Below are 11,799 nucleotides of genomic sequence, written 5' to 3' on the forward strand. Positions count from 1 at the left end.
TCAGTGGCAATCGGGGACCGTCTGATCCAGATAGACCTCGAAGGCGATCGTCTTTGCCTGATCCCGCGCCAGATCCCGCAGCCGGGCGGGTTCCAGGGCCTGCCGCAGGGCCTGCCGGGTGACCTGGGGCAGATCGGGGCGCTGGATTTGTTCCAGCATCACCGGACGATATGGCGCCAGTTGTGCCGAGAATTTGCGCCACTCGGGAAACTTCAACAACTGTCGCAGAAAGCCCTCGTCCTGGACCGCCGCATCGCATTGCCCGGTGCGCAAGGCCAGCAAGGCATCGGTGGCTGACGGGTAGACCTGCTCGATCGCGGCAAAACGCGCCGCAAGTTCCCCCACATAACGGCCATCGGCACTGAGACACACCGTCCGGCCGGCCAAGGCGGACCAGTCATGAATGTCGGTATCGGTGCGCAGGATCGCCATGGGGCTGGCGGACCAGTCCAGGCGCTTGCGCGGCAGCATGCCAGGCAGCCGGACATCATCCGTTATCACGCCGACCCAGGCATCCAGCCGCCCATTCCGGACGGCCTCCACAGCTTCCGCCGGAGCCATGGCCTGCAGCGGTGCGCTGCCCTCGGCGGCCTGCCCGGCCAGGACTTCGATCCGGGCAGGCGTACGCGGCTTGGCGCCCGGAACCGGTGTGGCTGGCACCTCGGCCACGCCCAGGCTCCAGCCGTCCGGCCCCCGCATGTCGGCACCAGCCACAGAAGCGGCGCACACCATCAACACACCCAGCGCCGCCCGCCCGACACGCCACGCGGCACTACACCCCGACTTACACATACTGATACCGCAACACCCTGCGCTTGATGTTTTCCAGAAAGACCTGATCGATCAAGGTTGCCAGGATCGCGATCGTCAGGATGTTGGCCATGACGCCGACCATGTCGGCCGTCTCGCCCGCATAGGCCAGCGACCGTCCCAGTCCCTGGCCAAAGCCGATCAGCATCTCGGCGGAAATGAGCGCCCGCCAGGCATTCCCGAAAGCCAGCTGCGACCCGGTGATCAGTTCCGGCATGACGGCGGGCAGATAGACGCGCCGCACCATGTCCCAGGCGCTCGCGCCCATCACCCGGGCAGCCGACACATGGGTCTGCAGCACGCTTTCCGTGGCATTCATCACCGACAGCGCCGCCGGAAAGAACGCCGCCAGGGCAATCACGACGATGATCGGGATGTTGCCAAAGCCCATCAGGATCAGAAACAGCGGTACCCAGGCAATCGAGGGAATGGACTGCAGCACGATGATGGCCGACTTCAGGACTTCGCGGAAGAACAGCAGCAGGCCGCCGGCCAAGCCAAAACCGATGCCAAACAACAGGGCAAAGCCGTATCCGACCCCCAGGCGCCCCATACTGCCCGCCAGGATGGCGCGAAATTCGCTGGTCTGCAGATCGTGCCAGACGCGCTGCAGCACCACAGGCACTCCCGGCATCAGAAAATCGGGCAGCGTCCAGGCCGCCATCTGCCAGATCAGCAGGATGGCGGCGATCGCGACCAGCATGGCCAGTTTGCGGCCGGCGGATGAAACTCGTCTTTTCTTACTCATGATCAGCAGCATGGCCGGGCAAGCCCGGCCATGGGAAGGAAACCAGCGAAGATGCAATTATTGCATCTGATCAAAGCTGGCGGGCGTGCTGCCAGTCCAGATCCACGATGGATCTCACATCGTAGGGTTTGCCATCCCGCGTCTTGAGCGCCCCCTGGGCCTGCATGATGTCGGCGACTTCCTGCATGCGGCTCAGGTCCTTGGGTGTCAGGGCCGCACCGAAGGTCTGCGTCTTGATGGCCTTGCTGATGACCTGCTCGCGCGGCACGTCGCCATTGTGCAGCGTCTTGAGCGTCGGTTCGGCGATGAAATAGCCGGCGATCAGCTTCGCGGCTTGGTCGGGTTTTTGCTGCAGCAACTCGATCGCCTCGCGCTGGGCGTCCAGCGACTTCCAGACCAGGTCCTTACGGTTCTTCAGCGTCTCGCCGGACGTGATCGTCACCATGCAGGGGAAAGGCCAGACTTCGCCGATCTCGTAGATCTGCTTTACCGGGGCGATCAGTTGAGCAATGCTCGCCTGAGGTTCGAACAGGAACGCGGCATCGACGCGCTTGCCCACCAGGGACTGCACCGCCACCTGAGGGCTGACGCCCAGGATGGACAGATCATCCGGCTTCAGTCCCGCATTCTTCAGGACGACGCCTCGCAGGACTGTGTCGGCCGTGCTGCCTTCCTTCTGCGAAGCCAGTGTATGCCCTTTCAGATCCGCCACTGTCTTGATGCCGGCGTCATCGCGCACCACCAGGGCGTGGTAGCCGCGCTGCGCGCCGGCTACGACCTTCAGGTCCGCCCCCCGTGAGGACCAGGAAGCCGCGTTGGTGAAACCCAGCACGCCGGTGTCCAGCTGACCGCCAACGATGGCCTTGATCAGATCCGTCCCCGACTTGAACTCGACCAACTGGACGTCCAGCCCTTGCTTCTCGTAGAACTTGCCCTCGTAGGCGGTGATGGCCTGCGCATCGTCCATGACCCGGATATAGCCGACCTTAAAGGGTTCGGCAGCCAGGGCTTGGGACGCCAGGGTCAGCGCCGCCAGCGCGGGAATCAATACACGGCTGAATTTCATGCTGCAAGTTCCTCGGGAATGGAATGGGAAGATGAGTGCGAATCGTCGACAATGCCCAGCAGGCCGAGGATTTCCCGGCGCGTATCGGCATAGTTCGACAGGTCATGGGTCTTGTCGTCGTCCGACAGCTGGAATTCCTTCAGCAGACGCGACGGTCGCGCGCTGAACACCAGGATGCGGTCAGCCAGAAACAGCGCCTCGTCCACGTCGTGCGTCACCAGCAAGACAGTCGGCCGGGTCTCGCGGATCAGCGTACGCAGGGCATCCTGCAGCGTCATGCGGGTCAGCGCATCCAACGCGCCGAACGGCTCATCCAGCAGCAGGACCTCGGGATGGGTGATGAACGCGCGCGCCAGCGCGCAGCGCTGGCGCATGCCACCCGAGACCTGATGGGGAAAATAGTCTTCGAAACCCTTGAGGCGGACCTTGTCCAGCCAGACCAGCGCCTGCTCATGTGCCTGGGCACGGCTGACCTTCTGCAATTCCAGGGCCATCGCCACGTTCTGCACCAGCGTCAGCCAGGGATACAAGGCATTTTCCTGAAACATCAGCATCCGGCGGGGATCCGGGCGCCGGATGACCTGGCCATCGGCCAGCACCTGACCGGCACTCGGTTTTTCCAGGCCGGCGGCCAGATGCAGCAACGTCGATTTGCCGCAACCGGACGGCCCGACCAGGGCGACCAGCTCGCCCGGTGCGATATCCCGATCGAAACGATCGACGACCCGCAGATCACCGAACTGTTTTTCAACCTGCCTGAAGGAAAGATTCATCGTTTGTACCTGCCCACCCGGTGCAATGGCACTCCGGATGACCTGTCATTGAATGGATACTCGAAACTTTAACGACTACCCTTAATACATAACAACAACAAATTTATGATTTCATTATTTCCATAAGAAATAATGAAAAAGCGCTACCATGAAAGCCTCGCAGTCTGCGGAAGCCGCCATGGTCAACCTTAGCCCTCAGGATCCAATCGCGCGCCTGATCGCCAGCCATGCCGATACCCGCCGGCAACTCCGGATACTGGTGCCCGGTGCCCGCCCCCCGGACCCCGCCTCGGTTCAGGCGGCGATCGCCTGGATCGATGGCCCCGCCCAGGCGCAGCGCCACATCCTGGAACAGATCCTGTTTCCGGCGCTGATCGAGTCGATGGCCGGTTCCGACGCGGTGTGCCTGAAGGGCATGACGCAGGGGCTGATCCGTCAGGGTGCGGATCTCGACCATCGCTGGCACCAGGCGATCCGTGCCGAACTGATGCAACCTCACCCTGATGCTGCCCCGCTGACCGCCTGGGTAGAGGGATTTCTCGCCTACCTGCAACTCGCCGACGAGGAACTTCTGCCCATGGCAGGGCGCCTGCTGGACGATGCCGCCCTGGCGGATCTGGCACGAGCCTGCGAAACCGGCTTCAGCGACACACACCCACCAGGCTATTGATACACAGCCTTGGCCCGCCTGAGCCAGGGCACGGGAACACAGCCCGGAACACGGAAACAAGCCGTGAATCCCGATGTTTTCTAGGTATTTACCCTTAGTTTCAACGTGAAATAATCTCCGTCACGAGGTCGGCCCGCCCCCCCCCCAACCCCATCCCGATGGCAGTCAGGCCTCGGCGGGGTCATGGTTTCTACGGAGAAAGATACCCATGCTGAAAAACGTGAAAATCGCTCATGCCCTGCTGGCATTCGTCCTGGTGTTCATGGGACTGCAAGTCCTGCTGGGCGGCCTTGGATACTGGGCGCTCAATCACATCAACGACAACGTGCAGAACCTCTACCGCAGCGGCATCCGCCAGAGCAACGCGGTCAACGCGGCGTCCTTGTCGCTCGTGGCCGCGCGTACCGATTTGAGTCGCTACTCGATGCGCGTCGCGCAGAAGCAACCTGAGGAGAATGGACCGCTGCTGAGCGCGCGCAAGCACATCGCCTCGGCGGACAAGAACATCGCCGAGATGGAGCAAAGCCTCGTGGATGCGGACCGGCAGGCGATCACTCCCTACCTGCAGGCCTACCGGCGCTACAGCGACAATCTCAAGAGCGTGGACCGCGTCCTGACGCGGGGCGACATGCAGGCTTACCTCAAGCAGGGCACCCAGAAGGTGCAGGATGACTACATGGCGGTGCGCGATACCTTCATCGCCGATGCCGAAGCGGACGGGCGGGATACGATGCACAGCATCGCCTCGTACCACGCGCTGTTCTCGACCGTTCTGGTCATCACGCTGCTCGTCAGCCTGATCGTCGCCGTCGGCGTCAACCTGATGACACGCCACCTGATCATGCGGCCACTGCGGGAAGCCGGCGCACTGTTCGAACGCATCGCGGCAGGCGACCTGACCAGCCGGATCGCGACAGACGGCCGCAACGAGGTCGGCCGCCTGCTAGCGTCGCTGAAGGCCATGCAGGACAGCCTGGTCAGACTGGTCGCCCAGGTGCGCTCGGGCGTGCAGGAAATCCATGTCGGCACGCGGGAAATCTCGGCCGGCAACACCGACCTGTCCAGCCGGACCGAGGAACAGGCTGCATCGTTGCAGGAAACCGCCGCCAGCATGGAACAGCTGGCAGCGACCGTCAAGCAGAATGCCGCGCATGCCCACCGGGCCGACTCGATGGTCACGCAGTCATCGAGCGTCGCGCAGCGTGGCGGCGAAGCCGTCGAAGGCGTCGTGAAGACCATGACGACCATCGCCGACAGTTCGTCGCACATTGCGGACATCGTCGGCGTGATCGACAACATCGCTTTCCAGACCAACATTCTGGCGCTCAATGCCGCGGTCGAGGCCGCCCGAGCCGGGGAACAAGGCAAGGGCTTTGCCGTCGTGGCCTCCGAAGTCCGCGTACTGGCGCAGAACAGCGCCGCCGCCGCCCGGGAAATCAAGACCCTGATTGAGGATTCGGTGCAGAAGGTCTCGGTAGGCACCGATCAGGTCGCCGCCGCAGGTGCGACCATCCGCGAAGTCGTCGAAGCGGTGTCGGAAGTCACCCGGATCATGGGCGAGATCTCGACCGCATCCGAGGAACAGGCCAGTGGCATCGAGCAGGTCAACGTCGCGGTATCCCAGATGGATGGTGTCACCCAGCAGAACGCCGCGCTGGTCGAGCAGGCCGCCGCAGCCGCCCAGGCCCTGCGGGATCAGGCACAGCAGCTGGCGCAGGCGGTTGCGCTGTTCAAGCTGCCGCAGGCCGCGCTCGGCCGCGCGTAACTCCATGAAGATGGCCCCGCCGGGCCGGGTCTCCGGCAATGTGTATTGTGGTTTTCACCAATCGATTCGATTGAAAATTCTCAATACACTCGGGCACGTTCAGTTGCCGTTCAGTCAGCAACCTGTCAGCCGGCCACTCCGAACCTTTGGGGTGCGCTGCCATTCCGGAGAACCCCCTCAATGAAATTCGCGACTACTCGTCTCGCCGCCGCTGTCGGCCTGTCCCTGACCCTGGGACTGGCCGCCGTCACCGCTCACGCCGCCCCCATCGTCATCAAATTCAGCCACGTGGTGGCCGACTCCACCCCGAAAGGCCAGGGTGCCCTGAAATTCAAGGAACTGGCCGAAGCCGCCCTGCCCGGCAAGATCGAGGTTCAGGTGTTCCCGAACTCGCAGCTGTTTGGCGACGGCAAGGAAATGGAAGCCCTGCTGCTGGGCGACGTGCACATCATCGCACCCTCGCTGGCAAAATTCGATCGCTACACGAAGAAGATCCAGATTTTCGATCTGCCCTTCCTGTTCGACGACATGGCGGCCGTGGATCGTTTCCAGGCCAGCCCGGCTGGCCTCGGTCTGCTGGACTCCATGAAGTCCAAAGGCATTCAGGGACTGGCCTACTGGCACAACGGCCTGAAGCAGATGTCCGACAACAAGGACAAACTGGCCCGACCGGAAGACATCAAGGGCCTGAAGTTCCGCATCCAGGCCTCCGACGTGCTCGAGGCACAGTTCCGCCAGTTGGGCGCCAATCCGCAGAAGCTCGCCTTCTCCGAGGTCTATCAGGCCCTGCAGACGGGCGTGGTGGATGGGGCCGAGAACCCGTGGTCGAACATCTACTCGCAGAAATTCCACGAGGTTCAGAAGACCATCGCCTACACCAACCACGGCGTGCTGGACTACATGGTCATCACCAATTCCGGCTGGTGGGCTGGCCTGCCGGCTGACGTGCGCGAGGCCCTGCAAAAAGCCATGGCAGGCGCGACAGAGCACGCCAACAGGCTGGCCGCCGACATCAACGAACGGGACCGGCAGCGTATTGCCGACGCCGGCAAGGCCAAGATCCAGACTCTGTCCAAGGAAGACCTGGCCGCCTGGCGGACCGCCATGCAGCCTGTCTGGAAAAAATTCGAAAGCGGCATCGGCAAAGACCTGATCGACTCCGCGGTCGCCTCGAACCAGCCGTCGTAAGGCCGGCCAGACCGTTGCCGCCCCATACGGCCGCTCTTCAGCGGCCGTTTCACATCCGGAATCAAGGAGTCCCTCAACCATGTTGAGAAACTGGCTGGAACACATCGAGGAAGGCCTGATCGCCTTCCTGTTGGCGGTGATGACCCTGGTCACTTTTGCCCAGGTCATCGCCCGCTACGTCTTCAATTACAGTTTTGTCTGGGCGCTGGAGCTGACCATATACAGCTTCGGCGCTCTCATCTTCCTGGGCATGGCCTACGGCGTGCGCGTCGGCGCGCACATCGGCGTCGATGCCTTCATCCGCCTGCTGCCCAAGCACGCGGCGCACAAGTTAGCCATCGTCAGCACGCTGCTGTGCATCGTCTACGCGGCGATCGTGCTCTACGGCAGCTGGGTCTACGTCAGCAAGATCCACATGATCGGCATCATGGCGCAGGATCTGCCCATTCCCCAGTGGCTGCCGCGCGTCGTCCTGCCGCTGGGCTTCGCCCTGCTCATCTGGCGTTTTGGCGAAGTGCTCTGGAATCTGCTGCGCGGCGGCCACGCGTCGCTGCTGGGCGACGAGGTCGCCGATGCCATGAAATACCGCAGTGACGAAACCCCGGGAGACCAGCAATGACCACGATTGCCCTGTTCCTCCTGCTGTTCCTGTTCATGTTCATGGGGCTGCCGGTCGCCGTGGCGCTGGGCCTGTCGTCCCTGCTGACCATCCTGGCCTTTGGCACCGATTCGCTCGCCTCGCTCTCACTCAAGCTCTACGAGACCTCCGAGCACTTCACGCTCATGGCCATCCCCTTCTTCATCCTGGCCGGGGCCTTCATGACCACGGGCGGCGTAGCCAAGCGCATGATCCGCTTTGCCATCGCCTCGGTGGGCCACCTGCACGGCGGGCTGGCGATCGCCTCGGTCATGGCCTGCGTGCTGTTTGCCGCGGTCTCGGGCTCCTCGCCCGCCACGGTGGTCGCTGTGGGCTCGATCGTGATCGCCGGCATGGTGCGCGCGGGCTATTCCGAGGGATTTGCCGCGGGCGTCATCTGCAACGCCGGCACGCTGGGGATCCTGATCCCGCCGTCCATCGTGATGGTGGTCTACGGCGCGGTGACCGAAACCTCGGTGGGCGCACTGTTCATGGCTGGCGTGGTGCCTGGGCTACTACTGGGCCTCGTGCTGATGGTCGCCATCTACATCGTGGCGCGCATGCGCAACATGCCACGCCAGCCGCGCGCCAGCCTGGGCGAAGTCTCGGCCGCCGCACGCGACTCGATCTGGGGGCTCCTGCTCATCGTCATCATCCTGGGCGGTATCTACGGCGGGGTGTTCACACCCACCGAAGCAGCGGCCGTCGCGGCGGTCTACGCCTTCTTCATCGCCGTCTTCGTGTACCGCGACATCGGCATGAAGCAGGTACCCGAAGTCCTGGTCGACGCGGCCAAGGTGACCATCATGCTGATGTTCATCATCGCCAACGCGCTGCTGTTCGCGCATGTGCTCACCACCGAGCGCATCCCGCAGGCGATCGCCGAGCAGATCATCGCCTGGGACATGAGCGACTGGCAATTCCTGATCGTGGTCAATATCTTGCTGCTCGTGGCCGGCGCCTTCATGGAGCCCACCGGCATCATCCTGATTCTCGCGCCGATCCTGTTCCCGATCGCTATGGAACTCGGCATCGACCCCGTGCACCTGGGCATCATCATGGTCGTGAACCTCGAGATCGGCATGGTGACCCCACCCGTCGGGCTGAATCTGTTCGTGACGGCCGGCATCACCACAATGAGCATCGGCGGCGTCATCCGCGCCGCCATGCCATGGCTCGCGCTGCTGCTCGCCTATCTGGTCTTCATCACCTACGTGCCAGCCGTCAGCCTCTGGCTGCCGGGGCTGTTTGGCTGACGATCCGACCCGCTGACACATGGGTGTCACATGCAACACCCATAATTCCCGGCGTGCCTGGGCCACCCGGCCCAGGCCTATCCGCCGGGGAGACAGGCACATGCGGCCTGCATTCACACTAAAAGTTCGATTCATCCTGTTTTTTTGCCTGCTGGCTCTCTGCACCGCCCTGGTGCTGAGCGCCGTTCTCCATCTGCTGCGGACCGCCGACACCCTGCGGACCACCGAAACCGCCCGCTACCAAGCGACCCGTCTAGCCACCCAGTACCAGACACTGGCCAACGCCCTGAGCCGCAACGCCATGGCATTCGTCGCCAGCGAACAACCCGAATTCGAACAACGCTATCTCGCGGACCTGGCGATTCTGGAAGGCCGTGCGCCGGATGCCGCGGGCATCCAGTCAAGCGCGCTGGACCGCTTCCGCACGGCCGACTTCGACGCAAATGAACTGGCGCTTCTCGAAGAAGCGCACACGCGTCTGCTGGCCCTGAGCCGTATCCAACGCGAGGCCATGGGTACCGCAAAGGGCGAACTCGACGACGGCAAGGGGGGCGTCCGGATCGCCCTGCCCAACGCCCTGATGGCAAAAGCCCTGGTTTTCAGTCAGCAATACACGGAAGCGGAATCCGCCATCTCGACCCTGATCGCCAACCTCGACGCCAGGCAGGCCCAGCGGATGCAGCAACGCGTCCAGGCAGCGGCCACCGCCGGCGAATCGGCCGGCCACACCGCCATCGCGGCCATCCTGGCGCTGATGCTGTGCAGCACCGGCGCGCTGCTCGGCCTCTATCGCTCGATCAAACGCCCGCTGGACCGGAGCGTCACGCTGGCCAGCCACCTCTCGGCCGGCAACCTCGCAATCGACATCGAACGCGGAGGCAAAGACGAAATGGGCAGATTGATGGACGCCCTGGAAGGCATCCGCGCCGGTCTGAATCAAACGCTGTGTGAAGTAGTGGATCATTTCACACAAGTCGACGCCAGTGCCGGTCAGCTGTCGATCAGCCAGGGCGCTGTTCTGCAGGACAGCCATGCTCAATGTCTGATGGCCACCCAGGTATCGGCCGCCATGCACAGCCTGGATGACGCCGTGCGCCAGAACCACGACCGGGCCAACGAGGCCCGGCAGCTGAGCGAGCGAAGCGACCACCAGGCACAGGCGGGATCGGAAGCCGTGGCCCGACTGGAGCGAGCCGTCTCCGACATCGCCGACGATGGCCTGCGCATCGAATCGGCAGCACAACAGATTGAGGAAATCGCTTTCCAGACTAATCTGCTGGCCCTCAATGCCGCCGTCGAAGCCGCCCATGCCGGTAGCCACGGCCGGGGCTTCGCCATCGTGGCGGCCGAAGTTCGATCATTGGCTCAACGCTGCCAGACAGCAACCGAAACCATTCAGGCCGCAGTCCGCCAGGCCGTGAACAACAGCCGCGAAGGCGGCCGTCTGGCACACGACGCCCATCAGGCGATGGCCCAGGTCGTGCAGGCCACCGAACGCAGCCGTACCATCATGGACGAGGTCACAGCCGCCACACAGCGGCAGGCGCAGGCCATCCACGAAACAGCCCAGGCCGCCCAGAACCTGGAAGCCATGGGCGCGCGCGGCACAGCGCAGGCCGAAGGCACCGCCCAGGTCGTCGCCGAACAGCGATCCAAGGTCGGCAAGCTGCACCAGACCCTGGCGCAGTTCCGGCTGGACGCCGGTGTCCAGACCCCGACGATCGCCCGCATCGAATACGCCCAATGAGTCTCAGGGAATGCGCCCGACCCGCAGCAAGGAGCGCACCATACCGATGAAGGTTGCCAGCCAGGCAAACAGCGCAATGTGCAGGAACACCCGGGGCATGCCCGCCAGAAAGCCGAATTCCATGGCCCGGTCCATCTGCCAGGTGCTGGCCGCATACATGCCCAGCGGGAAGACCGCGCCCCAGTACAAAGGATCGTACCGGAACGGAAAGCGCTGAAAGCCGTAGCGCCAGACCCCCAACAGCAGCAGCATCGGAATCCACCAGGACCCGGTGGCCCAATAGAACACCGTGAATCCCTTCAGGAAAGGCAGCAGCGACACCAGATAGGGGGCATGCGGCGCATTCAGGATCAGCAGGGAACCGGCCAGTGTGGAGATCGCCATTGCGCCCATGTTGATCCAATATGGCGGCGACAGATCCCCCGGGGAGAAGCGGAAAAAGACATAGCGGTAGAAGATCAGCGACATCATCCAGATGTACAGCATGCCGCCCCACAACCACATGGACAACGCCATCAGATTCAGTTCCAGGCGGAACGGCTGTCCAATGCGGGCGGCCAGCAGCGCGCTGGAGACGGCCAGCGACTGGGTCGCCACCACGGCCAGCAGCCAACCGCCGCTGATGCCTTTGTCCAGCGTCGGCTTGTCGGATTTCACCGTAAAGGCGGTGAAGATCGTGTAGGTCAGGCCGATCCACAGGACGACTGCCAGCAGCCACAGCGCAAAGCCCATCCGCACGCTGTCGGCCTGCACGATGAACTGGCCGGACAGAATGCCGGTCGCCGCAACGCAGGTGAAATAGCCCGGCCCCTGCAAATGGCTGACCATGTCGCCAAAGAAGCGGCGCGGATGATAGACGGCCCGCAGAACATACAGCACGCAAAGCACCCCGTACTGGACAATGTTCAGCAGGAACAGTATCCGGGCGATCAGCGGGCGCTCCATCATGCCGGCCCCCAACGAGATGATGCCTGTGGCCATCACCAGCCCAAAATAGGCGGGCGACAGATCGGCCAGACGATCGCGCAGACCCTCACCCCTACCCTTTCCGGCATGTCGGTTTTCCAGCAAGGCCGAACCGCCGGTCAACACCGGCACAGGGCTCCGGTCATGCGCATCCCCCCCATCCATACGGATCT

Annotated in this window: 11 protein-coding genes; 6 read left to right on the forward strand and 5 right to left on the reverse strand. The window is 63.3% G+C overall.

Annotated features, from left to right (window positions below):
* The 4 genes from ABCV34_RS05020 to ABCV34_RS05035 all read right to left on the reverse strand — a co-directional run bounded on the left by ABCV34_RS05020 (position 1) and on the right by ABCV34_RS05035 (position 3,397).
* On the reverse strand, positions 1–792 hold the full coding sequence (locus tag ABCV34_RS05020) for a transporter substrate-binding domain-containing protein (RefSeq protein WP_345798117.1): 792 nt from the start codon (positions 790–792) through the stop codon (positions 1–3).
* Complete coding sequence (locus ABCV34_RS05025) at positions 785–1,558, reverse strand: ABC transporter permease subunit (protein WP_345798118.1); 774 nt, start codon at positions 1,556–1,558, stop codon at positions 785–787. Before ABCV34_RS05025 ends, ABCV34_RS05020 begins: the two co-directional genes overlap by 8 nt.
* Before the next feature lie 70 nt (positions 1,559–1,628).
* Positions 1,629–2,624 (reverse strand): ABC transporter substrate-binding protein, encoded by a 996-nt coding sequence (locus tag ABCV34_RS05030; protein WP_345798119.1) that lies wholly within the window; start codon positions 2,622–2,624, stop codon positions 1,629–1,631.
* Positions 2,621–3,397 (reverse strand): ABC transporter ATP-binding protein, encoded by a 777-nt coding sequence (locus ABCV34_RS05035; protein WP_345798120.1) that lies wholly within the window; start codon positions 3,395–3,397, stop codon positions 2,621–2,623. The genes ABCV34_RS05030 and ABCV34_RS05035 overlap by 4 nt, the downstream gene beginning before the upstream one ends.
* Before the next feature lie 148 nt (positions 3,398–3,545).
* On the opposite strand from ABCV34_RS05035, the gene ABCV34_RS05040 reads away from it, so the two are divergent.
* The 6 genes from ABCV34_RS05040 to ABCV34_RS05065 all read left to right on the forward strand — a co-directional run bounded on the left by ABCV34_RS05040 (position 3,546) and on the right by ABCV34_RS05065 (position 10,660).
* On the forward strand, positions 3,546–4,067 hold the full coding sequence (locus tag ABCV34_RS05040) for a hemerythrin domain-containing protein (RefSeq protein ID WP_345798121.1): 522 nt from the start codon (positions 3,546–3,548) through the stop codon (positions 4,065–4,067).
* A 208-nt stretch (positions 4,068–4,275) separates the two neighbouring features.
* Entirely contained in the window at positions 4,276–5,832 is a 1,557-nt protein-coding gene (locus tag ABCV34_RS05045; protein WP_345798122.1) for a methyl-accepting chemotaxis protein, read from the forward strand.
* A 180-nt stretch (positions 5,833–6,012) separates the two neighbouring features.
* Complete coding sequence (locus tag ABCV34_RS05050) at positions 6,013–7,020, forward strand: TRAP transporter substrate-binding protein (RefSeq protein ID WP_345798123.1); 1,008 nt, start codon at positions 6,013–6,015, stop codon at positions 7,018–7,020.
* A gap of 79 nt (positions 7,021–7,099) precedes the next feature.
* Entirely contained in the window at positions 7,100–7,639 is a 540-nt protein-coding gene (locus ABCV34_RS05055; protein WP_345798124.1) for a TRAP transporter small permease, read from the forward strand.
* Positions 7,636–8,913: a TRAP transporter large permease gene (locus tag ABCV34_RS05060; protein WP_345798125.1), complete on the forward strand. Its 1,278-nt coding sequence runs from the start codon at positions 7,636–7,638 to the stop codon at positions 8,911–8,913. Before ABCV34_RS05055 ends, ABCV34_RS05060 begins: the two co-directional genes overlap by 4 nt.
* Before the next feature lie 100 nt (positions 8,914–9,013).
* A complete protein-coding gene (locus ABCV34_RS05065; protein ID WP_345798126.1) occupies positions 9,014–10,660 on the forward strand; it encodes a methyl-accepting chemotaxis protein in 1,647 nt (548 codons plus the stop codon).
* Between the two features lie 3 nt (positions 10,661–10,663).
* Here ABCV34_RS05065 and ABCV34_RS05070 read toward each other — a convergent pair whose 3' ends face one another.
* The gene (locus tag ABCV34_RS05070; protein WP_345798127.1) at positions 10,664–11,791 is read right to left on the reverse strand and encodes a tellurite resistance/C4-dicarboxylate transporter family protein; all 1,128 of its coding nucleotides are present in this window, start codon (positions 11,789–11,791) and stop codon (positions 10,664–10,666) included.
* Between the last annotated feature and the right edge of the window lie 8 nt (positions 11,792–11,799).

The organism is Castellaniella sp. MT123 (assembly GCF_039614765.1).
Classification (GTDB): Bacteria; Pseudomonadota; Gammaproteobacteria; order Burkholderiales; family Burkholderiaceae_B; genus Castellaniella.

Excerpts from the sequence above, each read along its gene's own strand:
- ABCV34_RS05050 (WP_345798123.1), top strand. The coding sequence starts at position 6,013 with ATGAAATTCGCGACTACTCGTCTCGCCGCCGCTGTCGGCCTGTCCCTG.
- ABCV34_RS05055 (WP_345798124.1), top strand. The coding sequence starts at position 7,100 with ATGTTGAGAAACTGGCTGGAACACATCGAGGAAGGCCTGATCGCCTTC.
- ABCV34_RS05030 (WP_345798119.1), bottom strand. The coding sequence starts at position 2,624 with ATGAAATTCAGCCGTGTATTGATTCCCGCGCTGGCGGCGCTGACCCTG.
- ABCV34_RS05040 (WP_345798121.1), top strand. The coding sequence starts at position 3,546 with ATGAAAGCCTCGCAGTCTGCGGAAGCCGCCATGGTCAACCTTAGCCCT.
- ABCV34_RS05020 (WP_345798117.1), bottom strand. The coding sequence starts at position 792 with ATGTGTAAGTCGGGGTGTAGTGCCGCGTGGCGTGTCGGGCGGGCGGCG.
- ABCV34_RS05070 (WP_345798127.1), bottom strand. The coding sequence starts at position 11,791 with ATGGATGGGGGGGATGCGCATGACCGGAGCCCTGTGCCGGTGTTGACC.
- ABCV34_RS05060 (WP_345798125.1), top strand. The coding sequence starts at position 7,636 with ATGACCACGATTGCCCTGTTCCTCCTGCTGTTCCTGTTCATGTTCATG.
- ABCV34_RS05045 (WP_345798122.1), top strand. The coding sequence starts at position 4,276 with ATGCTGAAAAACGTGAAAATCGCTCATGCCCTGCTGGCATTCGTCCTG.
- ABCV34_RS05065 (WP_345798126.1), top strand. The coding sequence starts at position 9,014 with ATGCGGCCTGCATTCACACTAAAAGTTCGATTCATCCTGTTTTTTTGC.
- ABCV34_RS05025 (WP_345798118.1), bottom strand. The coding sequence starts at position 1,558 with ATGAGTAAGAAAAGACGAGTTTCATCCGCCGGCCGCAAACTGGCCATG.
- ABCV34_RS05035 (WP_345798120.1), bottom strand. The coding sequence starts at position 3,397 with ATGAATCTTTCCTTCAGGCAGGTTGAAAAACAGTTCGGTGATCTGCGG.